The sequence below is a fragment of the Allorhodopirellula heiligendammensis genome (assembly GCF_007860105.1).
Taxonomy (GTDB): Bacteria; Planctomycetota; Planctomycetia; order Pirellulales; family Pirellulaceae; genus Rhodopirellula; species Rhodopirellula heiligendammensis.
The window spans coordinates 2,454,586-2,472,253 of record NZ_SJPU01000002.1 but is presented as its reverse complement, the minus strand read 5'-3'; the positions used below and the strand labels follow the sequence as shown (position 1 = coordinate 2,472,253).

General features: G+C 56.9%; 18 protein-coding genes. 7 read left to right on the top strand and 11 right to left on the bottom strand.

Annotated features, from left to right (window positions below; all coding sequences use genetic code 11):
* Nucleotides 1–91: 91 nt before the first annotated feature.
* From rplL to Poly21_RS19360, 8 genes are all read right to left on the bottom strand, one after another.
* Nucleotides 92–505 carry a 50S ribosomal protein L7/L12 gene (gene rplL / locus Poly21_RS19395; RefSeq protein WP_146408479.1) on the bottom strand — a complete coding sequence of 138 codons (414 nt, stop codon included), beginning with the start codon at nucleotides 503–505 and terminating at the stop codon, nucleotides 92–94.
* Nucleotides 506–582: 77 nt separating this feature from the next.
* A complete protein-coding gene (gene rplJ, locus Poly21_RS19390) occupies nucleotides 583–1,110 on the bottom strand; it encodes a 50S ribosomal protein L10 (protein WP_146408478.1) in 528 nt (175 codons plus the stop codon).
* 93 nt (nucleotides 1,111–1,203) lie between these two features.
* Entirely contained in the window at nucleotides 1,204–1,881 is a 678-nt protein-coding gene (gene rplA, locus Poly21_RS19385; protein WP_146408477.1) for a 50S ribosomal protein L1, read from the bottom strand.
* 311 nt (nucleotides 1,882–2,192) lie between these two features.
* Entirely contained in the window at nucleotides 2,193–3,434 is a 1,242-nt protein-coding gene (locus Poly21_RS19380; RefSeq protein WP_146408476.1) for a cofactor-independent phosphoglycerate mutase, read from the bottom strand.
* A 110-nt stretch (nucleotides 3,435–3,544) separates the two neighbouring features.
* The gene (locus Poly21_RS19375; RefSeq protein WP_302119647.1) at nucleotides 3,545–4,603 is read right to left on the bottom strand and encodes a molybdopterin-binding domain-containing protein; all 1,059 of its coding nucleotides are present in this window, start codon (nucleotides 4,601–4,603) and stop codon (nucleotides 3,545–3,547) included.
* On the bottom strand, nucleotides 4,600–6,567 hold the full coding sequence (gene hemE / locus Poly21_RS19370; RefSeq protein WP_146408475.1) for a uroporphyrinogen decarboxylase: 1,968 nt from the start codon (nucleotides 6,565–6,567) through the stop codon (nucleotides 4,600–4,602). The genes Poly21_RS19375 and hemE overlap by 4 nt, the downstream gene beginning before the upstream one ends.
* A 360-nt stretch (nucleotides 6,568–6,927) precedes the next feature.
* Nucleotides 6,928–7,416, bottom strand: a complete 489-nt coding sequence (locus Poly21_RS19365; RefSeq protein WP_146408474.1) for a hypothetical protein — start codon at nucleotides 7,414–7,416, stop codon at nucleotides 6,928–6,930.
* A gap of 120 nt (nucleotides 7,417–7,536) precedes the next feature.
* Nucleotides 7,537–8,025, bottom strand: a complete 489-nt coding sequence (locus Poly21_RS19360; protein ID WP_146408473.1) for a hypothetical protein — start codon at nucleotides 8,023–8,025, stop codon at nucleotides 7,537–7,539.
* A gap of 467 nt (nucleotides 8,026–8,492) precedes the next feature.
* On the opposite strand from Poly21_RS19360, the gene Poly21_RS19355 reads away from it, so the two are divergent.
* The gene (locus Poly21_RS19355) at nucleotides 8,493–9,215 is read left to right on the top strand and encodes a 3-keto-alpha-glucoside-1,2-lyase-like domain-containing protein (protein ID WP_302119645.1); all 723 of its coding nucleotides are present in this window, start codon (nucleotides 8,493–8,495) and stop codon (nucleotides 9,213–9,215) included.
* 20 nt (nucleotides 9,216–9,235) lie between these two features.
* Here Poly21_RS19355 and Poly21_RS19350 read toward each other — a convergent pair whose 3' ends face one another.
* The 3 genes from Poly21_RS19350 to Poly21_RS19340 form a co-directional block, all read right to left on the bottom strand.
* The gene (locus Poly21_RS19350; protein WP_146408472.1) at nucleotides 9,236–10,717 is read right to left on the bottom strand and encodes a PepSY-associated TM helix domain-containing protein; all 1,482 of its coding nucleotides are present in this window, start codon (nucleotides 10,715–10,717) and stop codon (nucleotides 9,236–9,238) included.
* Between the two features lie 205 nt (nucleotides 10,718–10,922).
* Nucleotides 10,923–11,438, bottom strand: coding sequence for a hypothetical protein (locus tag Poly21_RS19345; RefSeq protein ID WP_146408471.1), 516 nt, complete (start codon nucleotides 11,436–11,438; stop codon nucleotides 10,923–10,925).
* 2 nt (nucleotides 11,439–11,440) lie between these two features.
* Complete coding sequence (locus Poly21_RS19340) at nucleotides 11,441–12,367, bottom strand: DUF1559 domain-containing protein (RefSeq protein WP_146408470.1); 927 nt, start codon at nucleotides 12,365–12,367, stop codon at nucleotides 11,441–11,443.
* A 758-nt stretch (nucleotides 12,368–13,125) separates the two neighbouring features.
* On the opposite strand from Poly21_RS19340, the gene Poly21_RS19335 reads away from it, so the two are divergent.
* From Poly21_RS19335 to Poly21_RS27730, 6 genes are all read left to right on the top strand, one after another.
* Nucleotides 13,126–14,052, top strand: coding sequence for a peroxiredoxin family protein (locus Poly21_RS19335; protein ID WP_302119807.1), 927 nt, complete (start codon nucleotides 13,126–13,128; stop codon nucleotides 14,050–14,052).
* Between the two features lie 460 nt (nucleotides 14,053–14,512).
* Nucleotides 14,513–15,424: a hypothetical protein gene (locus tag Poly21_RS19330; protein WP_146408468.1), complete on the top strand. Its 912-nt coding sequence runs from the start codon at nucleotides 14,513–14,515 to the stop codon at nucleotides 15,422–15,424.
* Nucleotides 15,425–15,682: 258 nt separating this feature from the next.
* A complete protein-coding gene (locus Poly21_RS27740; RefSeq protein ID WP_302119642.1) occupies nucleotides 15,683–15,949 on the top strand; it encodes a hypothetical protein in 267 nt (88 codons plus the stop codon).
* The gene (locus Poly21_RS19325; RefSeq protein ID WP_302119640.1) at nucleotides 15,946–16,203 is read left to right on the top strand and encodes a helix-turn-helix domain-containing protein; all 258 of its coding nucleotides are present in this window, start codon (nucleotides 15,946–15,948) and stop codon (nucleotides 16,201–16,203) included. The genes Poly21_RS27740 and Poly21_RS19325 overlap by 4 nt, the downstream gene beginning before the upstream one ends.
* A gap of 222 nt (nucleotides 16,204–16,425) precedes the next feature.
* On the top strand, nucleotides 16,426–17,007 hold the full coding sequence (locus tag Poly21_RS27735) for a hypothetical protein (protein ID WP_302119637.1): 582 nt from the start codon (nucleotides 16,426–16,428) through the stop codon (nucleotides 17,005–17,007).
* The gene (locus Poly21_RS27730) at nucleotides 17,000–17,152 is read left to right on the top strand and encodes a hypothetical protein (RefSeq protein WP_302119635.1); all 153 of its coding nucleotides are present in this window, start codon (nucleotides 17,000–17,002) and stop codon (nucleotides 17,150–17,152) included. The genes Poly21_RS27735 and Poly21_RS27730 overlap by 8 nt, the downstream gene beginning before the upstream one ends.
* Nucleotides 17,153–17,668 lie beyond the last annotated feature (516 nt).

Sequence of the window (17,668 nt, the reverse complement as noted above, 5' to 3'; positions counted from 1 at the left end):
CCATCCTGAAGAGTCAGCGCAGCAAAAAACGTTCACCGAATGCGATTGATTCGGTGAACGTTCGATTGGGTTTCCGAAACCACCTGTGGAACTACTTGAGTTCGACGGTACCGCCGGCTTCTTCGACTTCGGCTTTGATCTTCGCAGCGTCTTCTTTCGAGACAGCTTCTTTGAGGGTCGCAGGAGCGCCTTCGACCAATTTCTTGGCTTCCATCAGGGAAGCGCCGGTGATGTTCTTGACGACCTTGACGACGTTCAGCTTCTTATCGCCGAAGCTGGTCAGGACGACGTCGAATTCAGTTTGCTCAACGGCTTCGGCTGCTCCGCCGTCTCCGCCTGCTGCCATCATCACAGCTCCACCGCCGGATGCAGGCTCGATGCCGTGTTCATCCTTGAGGTAGTCGCTCAATTCTTTGGCTTGCTTCAGGGTCATGTTGGCGATCTTATCGCCGAGTTCTTTGGCTTCGGCGCTGTATTCGGCGACCGCAGTTGCTTCATCGGACATGTCAAACTACCTCAAAAACGAAAAAGGTGATTCGGAAAAGTTGAATTGGGAAAAGCTCGGGTGAAATGAAGGCGTCGTTACGACTCGTCGCCTTCGCCCTTGCTCTTGATTTGGCTGTTGAGCGTACGCCCAGGACCGAGCAACGCACCGCTGAGGTTGGCACCCGGCGAAAGGATTTGACCAACCAGCATCGAGACTTGCTCTTCGCGACTGGGCCACTTGCTGATCGCCTTGACACCATCGGAGTCGAGGCGTTCGCCATCCATGACACCGCCAGTGGCGGTGAACTCGTCGTATTTTTCGCTGTCTTTATCCAGCCGCACGACTTCTTTGACGAGCGAGACAAAGTCATCCGCTCCCCACATCACTGCGACTTGACCACGGGTGTCATCGAACGCAGGGGCGAGCGTGGAGCCTTCGGTTGCCCGACGAGCCAGCGAGTTCTTAACAACCATCATGTGGATGTTTTTCTCGCTGAGTTCGCCACGCAATTCGTTGGTGGTATTCGCGTCCATGCCGGTGTAAGTCACCAACACAGCATCGGAGACCCCTTCGAAACGACGCTTCAGGTCACGGGTGACCAGCTCTTTAACGTATTTACTCATTTGATTTTTTCGCTGACGAAACTCACTACCGCGACAACGCGTGGCTGGGCAGAAACTTGAATTCGCCGATCCTTCTCGATCGTAATCGACGCTTTAGGTAAGGACTCGGACGCTGGGGGTCATCGTTGCACAGATGGCAACGCCTTTGATGTACGTGCCCTTGATGGACTGGGGCTTCATTCCAGAGATGTAATCAACGAACGCGGTGATATTCTCTTCGAGTTTTTGTGAGTCGAAACTCATCTTGCCGACCATCGCATGGACGTTTCCGCCCTTGTCATTGCGGAACTCGACTTTACCAGCCTTGTATTCACCAACGACCTTGCCGACGTCGGCGGTCACGGTTCCAGCACGAGGGCTAGGCATCAGGCCACGAGGGCCGAGCACACGACCAAGTGGGCCGACCAAGCCCATCATGTCGGGAGCAGCGATACAGACATCAAAGTCAGTAAAGCCGTCTTTGATTTTTTTAGCGAGGTCTTCTTGGCCGACTTCGTCAGCACCAGCCGCTTCAGCAGCCTTGGCTTGATCGCCCTTGGCAAACACGACGACGCGTTGCGTCTTGCCGATGCCGTGGGGCAGTACGAGTGAACCGCGAATGATTTGATCCGCTTGGTTGGGATCAACACCCAAACGCATGTGAACTTCGACCGTTTGGTCAAACTTCGTCGCGTCGTAGGTCTTGAGCGTCTCCACCGCCTTGGGAAGCGGCTGAAGCTCTTTGGGTTGTTTAGCGAGCGCGGAGCGATACCGCTTGGATTGTTTTGGCATATTGGTCACGACTCTTGGTGTCGGGTGGTTCGGCGAAACGACTCTGCCTCGTTCGGGTTTTAGCCGTGGATGGCTAATAACCGGTGAGCGGTCGCTTCTCCCACTTGGGGTCTCACGAGATTCCGACCAGCTCAATGAGATGCTCGACTCGTGAGAAGTGGCGGAGTTTGGCGAACCTTTCGCAGATCGTCAACCTCAACTCGCCCCAGGGAAGGGATTTTTTCAAACTTAGCGGCGGTGGGAGACGGAAATGCATCCCATGAACACTCACTGCCGTCTTGCTCGCGGCGGTGAGCCGGCTCCGGAAAGGGTCACTCGCGACCGAGGAACTTTGCCATCATGATCCAGCCGGGATCGAAGATGAGACCTGAGGCATTGGCGGTCACTTCGTCATAGGTCTGTGCGGCATCAGGTGTGACACTCTTGCCCGCCATGACCAACGGCACGGGGCCATGGGTGTGTTTCTTCGTGCGGCAGTACGTCGGGTGGTCCGGCAAGATGAGGATGCGGACGTCGTCACGCTCGCTGGCGGCTTTCCACAGTGGAGCGGCGATGAATTGGTCGATCTGCTCAAGTGCTTCGACCTTCGCGTCGGCGCGGCCTTCGTGGGAGGCTTCGTCGGGAGCCTCGATATGGACACACACAATGTCGTACTGGTCCAACGCCTTCACGGCGGCCTGTCCCTTGCCCGCGTAATTCGTATCGAGATATCCCGTCGCCCCGTCGACTTCGATGCGATCCCAGCCCGCCAAAGACGCCAATCCGCGTAACAGATCGACAGCGGTGATCATCACGCCTTTTAGTCCATAGCGTTCGTCGAATGTCGGTAGTCCCGGCGCGCCGCCACTGCCCCACAACCACACGTTGGTGGCAGTCGACTTGCCCGCCGCTGAGCGAGTTTTATTAATCGGATGGTCAGCGAAAATCTCTGCCGACGCAGTCATCAGGGCCACCAGCACATCGCTGCCAGGGCCGCGAGGAAAATCGTCGGCGATCGACAGGTCCGTCAGATCATGTGGAGCCGACGAACGCGTCGTGGGCGTGAAAGGCGATGGATGCTCGGCGTCTCCGCGATAGATCAGTAGGTTGCGGTAGCTGACACCGCTGACGAACTCCAGTCGCTTGGCCAGGTCTGCGGAAATCGCTGGGTGGTCACCTCCGAGGAGCGTTTTGTTCAGCTCTGCGAGCAGTTCGCTGCCTTCCTCGGTGCTGATATGACCGGCCGTGAAATCCATCATGATCTGATCGTTGACCGTGACGAAATTACACCGAATCGCACAGTCGTACGGCCCCAGCTGGATACCCGTTGCCGCCGCTTCAATAGGCGCTCGACCGGTGAAGAATTCCTTCGGGTCGTAGCCCAATAGGCACAGGTTGGCGACTTCGCTGCCGGCCGGAAAGTCGGCGGGCGTGTTGTCGGTCACGCCCACGCATCCCGCCGCCGCAATCGCGTCCATGGTCGGCAAGTTTGCGGCCTGCAGCGGCGTCTTCCCGCCCAGGGTTTCGAGCGGTTCGTCGGCACAGCCGTCGGGAATAATGATCACATACTTCATGGCGATTCCTCCGCCGGTTCATTCGTTCGGACATTAACGCAGAGCGTCAAGTGTCGTGGAAGCGAGGAAATTGCGAAAGGGCACGCACTGGCTTCATTATGATCGGAACTTCAAGATGGTTGTCTCAAAAGGTCGTCCCGCAAATTGTCGTCGAGGAACTGCGCTACACTTAATAAATTCACTTTCGCCGGAGCTGCCAATGGCAGTGAAACCGAGCCGTCGCCGCGAATTACCATGCTGGGGCGATGCAGTCCCGCGACCGCACTGGCTCGGTACGCGCCGGCGAGTGCTGGGCCGGGATCGGAGCCGCCAAGCTGTACTTTTGCGGTCCGGGATTCAGTGCTGAGCGGCGAACCTATTCGGAGATCAAATTCGACTTCTTGACGGCCCGCGTCCGTTTGACCGCCGGCGTCCGTCGCGTCAGGACTCGTGTTACTGCTCCACAAGCAAACACTTCGCAGCGTTGCAGCCGCATCCAGCGTCAGCAGCACGCAGCGTTCCTTCGCGTTGCGGAGGCGAGCTAAACGTGCCAGCATGGTTGCACTGAGCGATTCCTCACCGCTGGCAAAGGCTCCCGGACCAACCAGTATGGCGGCGTACTTGGACGACATCCAGTGGTTCGCATTTCTGGCCAGTTCACCGGTCGCGGATGATGAGGCTTCCCCATTTTCGATGGCAGTGGCCAGACCTGTGAGCTCATCGGCGGTGCATTGCGAGAACCGCTGCACTTGTTTCGCATTGGAGTCGCTGCTGCCCAGTCGCAGTTTTTCAGTAATTCGTGGCCAGGTTTGATCGACGCGGCCAATCATCCACACGAGATCCGCATGGGTCGCGACATCGGCGAGCGTGGCCGAGACAATCCCGTCCCGGCTGGCCGTCTGCAACAACGCCTCGATGCTCGGATCGGACTCGATCGTCAGCGAAATCCGTCCCGCCGCTTGCCAGCTCGCTAATTGTCTCGCCGTCAACAGATCGACGCCTGTCGTGACGACGCGAAGTGGCCTGGACGGTTCACTCGAAATCACAAATTCAGCCCGGTCAGGTGGTGAATGCTCCACCGGGAGGGCTGACGCGACGATCGGGCAACCGTTCGCCGCCAGCAATCCCTGATCATCGATTTGAACATCGTCGCAGTGTAGGGGGCACAGCGGGCAGACGATGCTCGTCACGCGTCGGACTCCTCGGCAGAATCGTCCCGCACCGAAAGCTCCTGGACCGCTTTGACCAGTTCGATCGCATTCTCAACCGGCGTCATCTGCATCACGCCGTGCCCGAGGTTGAAAATATGTCCAGGTCGGCCACCGACCTGATCAAGCAGCTCTTTCGCGGCCGCGCGTATGGTAGCTGGGTCGGTCAGCAGTACCGTGGGATCCATGTTCCCTTGGACGGAAATGTCGTGGCCGATGCGTTTCCAAGCGGTCGCCATGTCGATTCGCCAGTCCACGCCGACGACGGTGCGGCGGTCACCGCGCAGCAGTGGTAGCAGCTCTGGATTTCCCGTGGCAAAGTTAATCAGCGGTACCCCGGGCGTGACACCGGCGATGATCTGCCGCATCCACGGCAACACGAACCGGCTGTAGTCCGCAGCCGACAAGCAGCCCGCCCAGCTGTCGAATAACTGCACGCACTGTGCACCGGCAGCAATCTGTTCATTCAGATACACAATGATCGCTTCGGTCAATCGATCCATCAGCGCCGACCAGCCCCCATCGTCGGCCCGCATCAGTTGTTTAGTCGCTGCATACTGCTTGCTGCCGCCGCCCTCGATCGCGTAGCTGGCGAGTGTGAACGGGGCACCGGCAAAGCCAATCAGTGGAATCCCTGCGGGCAAATCCTTTCGTGTTTGACGCACCGTTTCGTAGACGAAACCAAGGTCTTGGGGATTGTCCAGCCCTTTGACGCGATCGATATCCGCTGCCGTCCGGACCGGGTTATGGATGACGGGGCCGTCGCCTTTGACGAATTCGAGATCGAAGCCCATCGGCACGAGAATCGGCAAGAGATCCGAAAAGATGATTGCCGCATCGACGCCCAGCCGATCGACGGCTGTGCACATTACTTCGCTGCAGAGAGTCGGATTGGCACAGAGTTCGAGAAAGCTCTGCTGCGAGCGAACGGATCGATACTCTTGCATGTACCGCCCCGCCTGACGCATCAACCACACAGGCGTCCGCGGCGTGGGTTCGCCCCGGCACGCTTTCATGAACAGGCTCGACTGCGAGGGGTGATCGTCGATCGCCGTCAGCGGTTCTTGATCTTCGGCATCGGTCACGCTGACGCGGAGTCTCGGATCCCCTGTGGATAGCACTCGCCGTTTTTCGACAAGCATTGCCGAATCTCGAGCCGCTTCACTGACGAGGTGTCCCATCTTGGGGTGTGACGGCTCCATGTCGACATGGATGTCACTCTCGCGAAGCATGTCGCTCGTCGTGGGGCCAATCGAGGCGACGACGGTTTGCTCGAGCCCCTGCCGCAATGCGTCAGTGAGGCTCAGTGAATCGGCCATGCGGAGCATATTGACGACCTGATGGGCACTGGTCAGCAGCAGCATATCACGCTCGCCCGCCGCGATCGCGCGGACGTTGGCCTCGAGTGGCTTGGTGTCTTCGGGGTATTCCCAGCCATAGACCCGTACGGTTTCGGGGATCGCGCCGCGTGTTTCCAGGCCCGCGATCAACGATGTGTTGGTCACGCCATACTCCTGCACGCCGACCACCTGATTGGCGATCGGGATGCCCTCGTCGATCATCTTGAGTAGATCTCGCCACGTGTTCGGCTCAGGCACGCGGAATGTCGGTGTGACTCCCACCTCACGCATTGCCGCAGTCGGCTTGGGGCCCCGGCAAATGGTCGTGATGTCGCTCAACGCATCGAGAAATCGCTGAGGTTGAACATGCTTTTCGATACTTTTCAGTAAATATCTGAAGCCACCGCCCGTCATGAAGATCATGATCGGGATCTCGCCCGTGATCACGCGATAGGCAAAGTCAATCGCAGCCCGATTCGGCTCGATCGGAACTTCACGCATCGATGGGCTGACACTGGCGTCCCCGCCAAACTTCGTGATCAGGCGAGCCATATCCGCCGCCCGACGGCTTTCGAGCGAGGCAATGCGAAGTCCAGAGAAAGGCATAGTGAGGGCAGAGGGCAGAGGGAGGGGACGGGAGATAGGGAGGCGCGGTGAGGGGCAGGCAACCAGCGACTTTCGAGCTCATCGTTGGGGAACCAACCCTTTGCAGATTGTAGGGGAATCCGCGGCGTTGGGGATGGCGGGCAATTATTCTCGCTCGGGCATTGTCACTCGGTTCTTCGAGCCGACAGCGAATTTCCTCCAACGCAATCCGCTTCGAGCGTCGAGAGACATCGATTGCTCAAGCCATATTCGCCCTCATGGCGTGCACTGAGTCAGCCGCGGGATCTTCTGCGCCGTTTTTCCCCTGCGATACCCGCAGCTAGCGCCGTCAGTTCGCATCTAAAATCGCGCAAGTCGACACTATTGCGGCTTCGCCCGCCGACGATCCTGGTACACGCAGAGGATCACGATCGCGAGTAGGATGAGCATCGCCCACAATAACCAATGAACGCCGCCATGGATTCGATTGCCCAACCGAATCGGAACCTCGAACAGTTTTCGATACTTCTTTGCGAAGGCTTCGTCCACATCAACGCCCTGGGCAATCCAGGCGACCTCGTCCGCGGCGACCTGCTCCTGTAAGGCTGCTGCATCTGCCAATTCTCCCCGGAGCTCGGCTTCGACTTGATCGATGTCGTGGCCGACTTGCATCGACAAAGCCGATATAGCTTTCTCTCGATATTTTGATCGAGCGGGCTCGTCGCATTGATACGACGCGACCAAATAAGCCCGCGCCGCAAGCTGCTTGGCACCCTCTGAGTCCCCGTAGTTCCATCCAGTCTGATCGAGCAGCAAATCGCCGAGTGTTTCCAACGGGACTGGCGAATCGTGGTTGCCGAAACGCAGCATGCCGAGTACTCCCTCCATCGCTTCTTGCTGCGATTTTCCTGGATTGTGTTCCCAAGCGTCAACATCCTGTTGGCGAAAGAAGCCTGTCGCGCCGCTTCCGCTCTCCGGCCAAGCCGGAAGCTATGCCGGATCGTCCTTTGCGAGCAATGCCTGCACCAGCATTCGCTGATAAATTTCGCGACCGAAGTGCGCATCGGGGTTGATCTCCAATGCCCGATCGATGTGATTAAGCCCCTCCTGCAATCGTCCTGCGTGAATGAGGAACGTCGCCAAATTCGCTTCGGACTGATAGCGATCCGTATCCGGCCACCGCTGGATTTTGTCTTCGATCGTGCGGATTGCGGCGTCATGATCGCCCAGTTTTTCATGCGCCACAGCAATGTTGTCGTAGTCCGCCGGCCGGCGTTGCTCAACCGGCACCGCCGATCGATCGTCGATGCGCCATCGGTAATAGGCTGGTGAATGCCTCGCAAAATGGCCCACGATCATTTCGTGGGCCCCCGGAAACGCTTCGCGTTCTACCACGATGGTGTCATCGTCCCACAAGCAGGCAAATGGCAGTTGTAGAGCTAGAGTACCGATTAGAAAACAAATGCTTATCAATTGCACCGGACGTTCATCCCATGATCCATTTCGCGCTCTGGGGCCTTAACTTGCAAATAGTTGCCTGAGTTATAATCGATCAAACGACTCAATCGTTAGGACAAACGCAGAATTCCACGAGGGGGTTTTCGTTCCGTGTCCACCCGTTTTCATCCCGGATGGATTGTCAGACAGTAGCCGGGGATCAGCGTAGCGCCATCCCCGAAATCCGAAATGCTGTACACCGTCGACCCCGAAGAGTGTCGCAGGTGCTCGATCTGTGACACCCTTCGGGGTCAGTTGCAGATGGATGATAGCCGGTGGCGTTCGCTGCGCTCGACCACCGGCTATCATCTGACAATCCCTTCGGGATAAAAATTGCGTAAACAAAAAAACGTACAGTACCAATGATTTAGCAGTCGGGCTCGCGACACCGTCAAAAAAGGCGATGTCCGGGATCAACAACAACCACTCTCCTAAGGCAGTCGAAACCCATGACCAAAACATTCTTGACTTTGACGCTCCTGATCCCTTTCGCACTCTCGAGCGCTATCCGCGCCGACGATAACGGCACGCTGATTTTCAGTGACGATTTCGAGCGAACGGAGTCGCAGGAAATAACGGACGAGGTTGGGAATGGTTGGGGGACCAACAGCAAGTCACGTGCGGGCGGACACAAGCAGGTCGATTTAAAGAACGGTGCCATGCACATCAAAATGCATCCCACCGCCGACCACGCTGTTTCGGTGACCCACCCCGCTGAGTTTCGAGACGGCGTCGTTGAACTGCGGTTCATGTTGGAAAATGACACCGATCGACTCGGCCTCGACTTCGCCGATCTGAAGTTCAAAGGCGTTCACGCGGGGCACTTGTTCAAAGTCGACGTGACGACCAAGTTTGTTCAGATCAACGACATGAAGAGCGGCAACATGAACATGAAGTTCTATGATGCCAAGAAAGCCAAGGAGCTGACGGCGGAGCAGTTGACGTTTCTCAAGACGACGATCAAAAAGTTTCCTACCAAGATTGCCCAAGGCGAATGGCACGAACTTACGGTGCGGATTGTAGGCGAGCAGGTGACGGCCTCGGTCGATGGTACGGAGGTCGCGAAGTTCACCGCTCCGGGTTTTGCTCATCCCACCAAGCGTATGCTGCGTCTGGCGGTACCGCACAGCGCCGTGGTCGACGACGTGAAAATATACTCACTCGCGAACTGATGTTTGTTTAGGAACGCCAACTAAACGGGTGCTGCGCTGGGTGACTTCCGAAAGAACGACACCAGACGATCGAGGATCAGAATCAGCAATACTGACAACCCGAATAAAGGCAACAGCAAGCACAGCATCGCGATCGACACGATCACGGTGCGAGACACGTAGCCAGCAGGCGGCTTGCGAGGCAATCCACTACGGCCGGCGGGGCGACGTTTCCACCACATCCAGATTCCCGTAATCGGCAGTGCGACCAGGATCACGCAGGCCCCGAGCCAGATGATCTTGGAAATAATTCCAATCACGCTGCCAACATGCAATGGGTAGGCCCACCTATGCCACCAGTATCGTGGATTATCGGCCAGGTCATCGACCGCCATTACTTCACCAGTATCGCGGTGAATCTGAAAGCCGGTCGAGTTCATGGCTCCGTAGGTGCCGCGGGCGTAATCATTGATCGCAGAAACCGTGTAGTGGTCGGTTGTCCCTGAGGGCAGGTCGATGGTGATGTCGCGATCCGGATAGCGACTCGCTGCTGTGTCATAGGCCGCCTGCAGCGTAAATCCGGGTTGCACGTACGGTTCCGGCTTTTTCTTCGCATCCTCGTCGCCCCGCTGAGGCTGTGTTTCTTCGGTGGGTGTGGCGAAGAACTGCTTGCTCACAAGGTGGAACGACTCTCCCCAAATTAAGGTGTAAAACAGGCCAGTGACAATCAACAGCATGCATACCGGAAACAGATAGACACCCGCCAAGGTGTGCAGATCACGGAGAATCACATACGGTTTGCCACGAAGCCGGGGCAGCCAAACGCCGCGCACTTTTTCTTTGCGTCGCGGCCACCACAGATAGACACCGGTGAGAAACAGCACTAAAGACCAGCAAGTCGTCAGCTCGACAATGATTCGCCCGGTCGAGCCGATGAACAGCTGACGATGAATCTTGAGTACGGTTCGGAAAAAGGACTCAGTCCCCGTGTTTCCAGTCGCTTGATGTCGGACATCAGCCGTTACGGGATCAACATAAACTGCAATCGACCGATCTCGGCGGCGGTTGCGTTCGGCGTCTTTGGTCTCCTTCGGTGCATTTTGTGGTTCCACCCACACGATCGCGTTGCGGCGATTGTCGGCATGAAAGCGGATGCGAGATGCCTCGGTGCCGGGGACCGCTGCTTTGGCACTCGCGATCAAGTCGCTGCTATCGCGTGTCAACGGAACGTTGGGAGAAGACTCGCTCGCCCTCGCGGTCACTTCTCCGTCGGCAGGAGCGGCGATAAAAAGATAGTCCGCATGGATCGCATCATTGACCTCTGCGGCGAAAATATAGAGTCCGCCCGTCAGTGCGATGATGATCAGGATGGGCGTCACCAAGGCCCCTGAATAAAAGTGCCACCGCCACATGACACGGTACAGTGACGACGTGGGAGTGGCGGTTGGTTTGCGTTTAGGGGCCTTGATGGGCTCGATTGGCGGTGCGGACGAAGCCGATTCTGGTAGAGTGTCGAGGCTCATGTGAGGTAGCTCGGTAAAAAGTTGAGTTTGGTCGCAGGTCTAGTTCGAAGCTTCGACTGCCATCGGTGTTTTGGTACCGTTCTCGGGCGCCGGCAAAGCCAGCGAGGGACTGAAGAGCGGATGGCGAACGAGTTAAGCCAGCCCAGGTGGTTTTCCTGCCCCTGGACGCCGCGTCCTGCACCGACGATCTCGGCGGCGTGGGACTTCAGGTATCTTCCGGTTCATCGAACGGTGACGGGTTGCGGCTGCGCGACCTTGTCGTCGGTTTGATAATTTTTGCATCCGTGATCTCGATCGGTGGCAATTCCGTCACGTCCTCGTCGATCGTAAAGATCCACTCGGAGTCGCTGGGGGCTTCGAAAGCGCCGCCGAGTTGATCGGGGGAACCCAAGACGGAGGGGTTTTCCCGCCAGATAATCGTTGCGCGATACTCGCCAGCAGGAGAGCCATCTCCTTTTTCGTATGTCCTCAATTCATAAGTACCGGTTTCGTCGACCATTCCCCATGGTTTGGACTCGCGGACATCCACGGCACCGCCTGTCGGGTAAAACGTCACCTGGGCGCCCTTAGGGATTTCTCCGTTAATGCGCACCGTGCCGTGAACCGGAGACGTATCGACATGCCAATGTTCATGGTTGCCACATCCGACCGAGAAGACGCAGAGGCACGCCAGGGAGAGAAGGCTTTTCACCGACGGGGGTGTTAGTTGGGCGTGATTCATGACTAAAACTCTCCTACCACTTCGCCACCGTTGATGGAGGTCATGGCCTTGAGCGTGTCAAACGCGATGCTTTCGCCAATGAAGCGGACGGATCCATCAGCCATGCCCATTTGGATGCCACCGGTGTGGAATGAATAGGGTGCGCCGAACCAGTTGCTGACATTGAGAACTCGATTGCCAGCGGACCAATAGACCGCTGTCATTTCACCGCCACTTGGTGACATGTCGACGGCACAGGAGAACATCCAGCCCGCGTTCCCGCTTGAGCTCCATGCCGGTTTGTCAGTTCCCCAGGTGTGGGTGTATCCGGTTGAGAGGGGGTTTTGGCGGTGTTGGACGTACCAATCGCTTCGACCCGCTGACTCGTAAATCATGCATGTCGAGGACGTGCCATCGATGATGTCTCGCATTGAGCGGAACTTATTCCGTTGGAAAAGCGACTCGTACTTATCCCAGTCCGTGGCGTTTCGGAGCACCGAGTAATCGGTCGTTTGAAATCCGTTGCCGCTCAGTGTTCCGCCAGCCGATGGGTTTGACGCACACTGATAAACCGTCGGCATCTGAGTCGCGAGGTCAAGATTAACACCTTCGTCCCAGTCCAATGCGTCGTCGTACAGGTCGGCGACACTGGCGGCCTCCAACTGTGGCAGAATCGAAACTGACCAAACTGCGACCTCGGAGGTTTGTGAGGTGGGGAACTTCTGATAGGTGTCGTGGTAGTTGTGCATCGCGAGACTGACCTGTCGCATGCTGTTGCTGCATTGCATGCGGCGGGCTGCCTCGCGAGCGCTCTGCACGGCGGGCAACAGCAAACCAACCAGCACCCCAATGATCGCGATCACGACGAGCAGTTCGACCAGGGTGAAGGCGGCCCGGAGGCGGGCGGTGCGTACCAAAAGATGCAACGGTGTTTTAGGACCTAAATTCATACGAAAGTTCCGTAGAGTGGATGAGAACGCTGGTGGGAGGGGGCGCTGCTTCGGATTCACGGGGAAACTGCAGGCAGTGCGAGCGTTGCTGGCTAGAAAGCTGCCTCGACTCAGGTGAGGAGGGCATGCTGGTGGCTGGCTGGCGAGGTGTAGCCTGTGGCTACTGATAATCGTTCTCAAGAGCGTAAGGCGGCGTCCATGTGCTGGCAAGTGCTGAGCGATTAGGAATTGTGTAAAGGGAGATACGGCTCCTGTGTGCGGATGATTGCGGGGTTTTCTGCCGATTTGTTAAACGGGAATGCTCGAGGGGATCGATGGGCCCCGGTGCGGACCGCAGCGGTTGTTAAACAGCGTGTCCACTGAAAATTGGCGACGTCTCCGACATGGTTTGCAGCAGGGAGGCGCTCCGGCGTGTGTATCGAACGAACGCGAGTTCTCGCCGATAGCGCCGTTGCCCAATCATTTTTCAGTTGATTCGGTTCGGTCACCATAGGATGCTGGATCAGCCTGGACGATTGCGTTACGGGTATACTGAGGGGCGCCCTATGATGGAAGAGACACTTGCTGACGATCAGTTCCGCCGATTCAGCGGCCAGTGCTCAGGGAGTGCAGGTGTCATCCAGGTCGCGATAGATAATCGTTCGTGTGCAGTGTGTTTAACCTCGAGGAAAATAATGAAGTCCATGTCCCCATGTCGAATCCTGTCCCCATGTCGAATCCCGCTCCGCCGAATTTTTGCTGTCGCGTTGGTGACGACCATGTGCGCGGTTCTCCACGCTTCAGCTGATGGCGTGCTCAGGCCAGGCTCTCAAGCCCCCGACATTGATATTGAAAATTGGTTGAGCGATGGGGACGGCAAATTTGCTCACACGACCAAGCTCATGCCTGGATCGGTATATGTGATCGAATTTTGGGCGACCTGGTGCGGACCTTGTCTTGGAGAGATGCAACACCTCAGTGAAACTCAGGAAAAGTTTGCGGACAACAATGTGCAGATCATTAGTATTAGTGATGAGCCTGTAGAAACCGTTGAGAGCTTCCTCGACAAAAACGTTCTTGGTAAAGATGACCAGACCTATGCAGAATTGACCAGCAATTACTGTCTGACAACGGATCCCGACGGTTCAGTCTTGCAGGATTACCTTGCGGCGGCACGACAAACGAGTATTCCGTGTGCGTTCATTGTCGGCAAAACGGGCGAGGTTGAATGGATTGGAAACCCGGTGGCGATTGATGAGCCACTGCAAGCGATCGTTGACGGGAGTTGGGATCGAGCCGCCTACCTGAAAAAACGTGAGCTCGAAATGGCGGCCAAGCAACGGAGCAAAAAGCTCAGTGACCCGCCCAGAGTTGCCACGCATGCCGGAGATCAAAGCGTCGACATTTTTCGTCAATTGGAGGCGGAAAACCGACGTCATGCGGATGCGGTCCGAGCCATTTTGGGACAGGCAATGGGGCGGGCGGTTGCAGCGGAGAACGCTTCAGCAGCGGGGGCAGCAGCTGAGCACCATGACGGAGCCCCTGCAGGGCACGATGACCACGAACATCATGACGCGGTGCGTCGAACCACGATTCCCCCATTCGCGCGGGCGCGGGACGTTAAGGTTTTTACCCCACAACCTTCGCCAAAGGGACAAGCTCCGCGGGTGGAAACAGATCGCGACCGGAACCAGGAAAAGAAGTAAAGCCTGCTTTATCGACTTGAACTAATAAGCTGCGTTCGCTCGGTTGGCACGCGCACCAGCAACACACTCCGTCGCAACCAATGATGCGTTGGGCGGTAGGGGGATCTGCGCCGTGGTCACGGTGATGCGGCGCTATCGACCCCCTGCCCCTCCGTGGCGTTGGCACCCCGGGGTGTCAATAAAGTCCGAGACGGCATGGTGCGACCGTAGGCCCTCCGCTTCCGCCTCCGCATGCACCAAAATGGTTTTTGGTGAGTCGGTAAGCCCGATTTGAACCGGCCCTTAGAATCACGCACAATGGCAACGCCGGGCTAAACACTCGGTTCTCAACGGTTGCGGCTGATTCCCGCAATCTTCCAAGGGTAGGTCGGTAGCTCCGATCGCACGATTCAACCAGCCGCTGGCGTTATCTTTCCGCCGTGGCCGTTGAATCGGCTCGTAACGACAAGAAAGACGTCACATGGCCAGAAGTTTCGGCGATCAATATGAGCAAAGTAGTGACACCATTTACGCATGCGTGCAATTGAGGCAGAGGTTCGTTGAACTACTCGCACTTTACCGGAGGCGAAATCACTACGTCGGAGACGATCTGGTTGAGTTGGGTGGAAGATTCGAAGCGGAAGTCGTCGCCGCATCCGATTTGCTGGTTGAACTGCCGTGGGCGACCGTACTGGATGTTATCGAGCGAGACTTGGGAATTCTTGCGACTGATTTCACGCTCACGTACAGCTATGACGCGGAGCTGATGCCTGATGCTTTCGACGTCTTTCCGGGTTCGCCCCCATGCGAAGGCTCGGTGCAGTCGAGTGCTAGGGCATGCCAAGATTGGCAAAAGGTGATTGACGTTGACCGCGCGATGTATCCGGGGTGGGTGCTCTCTGAATGCGACCTATTCTTGGATGTGGCCAAAGCAACGATGAAGAACGGCGGTCCTAGCTGGATGGTACTGGGGCTCTCGAGCGAACGAGAAAGCCGACTTCTGCAACTCAACCAGCACCTTTTGAAAATAGTCGATAACGAAGAAGTGGGCACTTGCCACTTAGCCCAAGTTGCTCGCATTCCGTCCGAATCGCCCAGCGGCGCGGCTATATCGCGAAATCTCCTGGATTCGATTACTAACTGGCTGCAACTACCGCAAAAGGATAAGGGCCCCACTAAAGACCAAGGCAAGCTCGTGAAGTTTCTCATCGAAAGCGGAGGACGGGCGAAAGCGGCAAACATATCAACAGGATGCGGATTTGACTGGGAAGACCCGAGGGACGGTTGCCGCAAGATGATTAAGCGGCTGCGAACGCGATTAATGCAGATTGAGCAAGACTGGGATGTACTGCCGGAGGATAGGGGGGAAGTCGCCCTAGTCTCGAAACACTAGACGTCCCTCAAACGTCCTTTTCTCGTCTCTGATTCGTCGGAACCGTTTGTGCAAATTAAGCCTCACTCGATTTGGAGGCTTAACCAATGCAACAAAACCACAAGCGGGATCGTTCCCCGCTCGACTGTATTCCAATTGCTGACGTTGTTCGTCGGCGATTGCAGTCCGTCCTGACCGAAGCGAAGCGACTACGCCTTTTGCTCCGTATTGCTCGTGAACTTGAAGATCGATCCCCTCGGGATGAAACGGAGGTGGACCGTGGATAGTCAAGACATTCGGACAGTGATCGCAGCCGCCCGTCGTCGGTTTCTGCGGCGACTACAAGCCGGCCCCACCACGTTCACCGATGCCATTCGTGGCCTGCCATTGCCTGACGGCGTGGACGGTCGTGTGTTCGGTGCGATGGTCGCCCAGCTGCATCGGGATCGGATTATCCGGCCCGTCGGCTACGTTGCGTCCGCGAATCGATGTTGCCATTCCCGACTGTGGGAACTGGTGGACAGTTCGATCGGGGGTGCGAAATGACACTCTCGGATTTGAGTCCATCCGACATGGAAGTGTTGGCCAATATGGTCGCGGACCGTGTGGCCGATCGCATGTCGAACCGGCGGAAGCTACTCAACCGCAATGAATTGTCCGAGGTGATCGGCGTATCGGTGCCGAAGCTGGACACAATGTTGCGGGATGGTGAGCTGCCCGTCATTCGTGTCGGTCGGAAAGTGCTATTCGATCCCCATGCCGTGATTGCCCATTTGGCCAATCAATCGAGGGGGGCGTGATGCTGTGCCATTTCTGCAAGCGACGCGAAGCCGTGTTCCATGATTTCCGCGTGGTCGAGGGTTTCGCGAGTTTATGCGAAGCCTGCCTGCGCAATTCCATTGAACCGGAAAAAAGCTTGCCGTCCGAAGGCGACTTCTGCCTCGTGACTTCTGACAATCTCAACCAACAAAAAACGACCGGCATCGGTGATGACGATGCACGGTCGACAAGGAAACGAACCTATGACTGATTCTAGCAAGTCCACCAAACGGATGCTTAAGTCCAGCGAAAAAAGCAGTGCCGAAAACCTGCCCGGTATCGGAGAGAATGCCCAGGTGGAGGATAGCGGTCCACCACGTGAACTACCGATCCACGTGGCGGTGGTGACGGCACCGACACCACCGGATCCTCCTCGCGTGGTTGATCCATTCGACCCGGCGTCGCTGCGCATCAATCCGAATACGGCGGCGGGCGCCATCGGCGTGAAGCGTAAAATCGTGACGTTGAAAGTCGGCGAGCCGGACAAGATGAAGTTTTGCCGTGTGCATCCGTCCGAAACGTACCGGATCGACACCGCGATGTTGACCGGCGGGTTGCAAACCGTGTTCGGGTGGCGTATCCGCACCATTGGAGGCGACAACCCAAGATCCCTTGCAAACTTTCCCAATGCAGGCCAATGGAGCGGAAATGATGCGTCTGGCGTGCTGTATGGCGACCGAGGCCGGAGTTCGCGTGTGTTGCCCAGTTCACGATGCGGTTTTGATCGAAGCCGAGACGGAAGTCATCGACGATGTGGTGGCGGAAACGCAAGCGATCATGCGTGAGGCCGGCCGCATTGTGCTCGATGGTTTTGATCTGCAATCCGATGCCAAGGTAATCCGGCATCCCGATCGGTACATGGGTGACGATCGTGGTGTCGAAATGTGGGGCCGAGTTGTCCGGCTCGCCAGGGAAGCAGACCGCCAATAGCGAAATCGAACGTCGGACAACCCATTCCACAAATTGGAATGAGTGGTCCATAACATGGAACAAATTGTCCGAGCATTGGAACGAGTCGTCCCACCTGTACCCCCATAACTACTTAGTAGTCTCTTTTCTGGTTCTATTTAGACGTCTCTTTAGTAGGTAACCCGATCAAGCTGACACCGGCACTTCTCAGCGAACTCCGTGTCCTACTGAAGACCGGGAAGCGGGTTCTGACGCGGATGGCGGGCTTGGGGTTGGTCCTGTGCGAGTTCGCTCGTGGACGGTCGCCACTGGTGACGATCGTTTCACCAGAACCGGCGGAACCGATCGATTAGTTATTGGAAGTAATGGTTAAGCTGCGGAAGTATTAGAGCGGCCGCGACCCCGATGACGTCGATCAGAACTATTGCAAGGACGAAATAAAACGCAAACGCGCTTGATTTCCCGGCACCGAGCTGGGGGCGAATTTGGTTTGGTTTTCGAGCTGACATTTCGACTCCGATTTTTACGTCCTCTGCA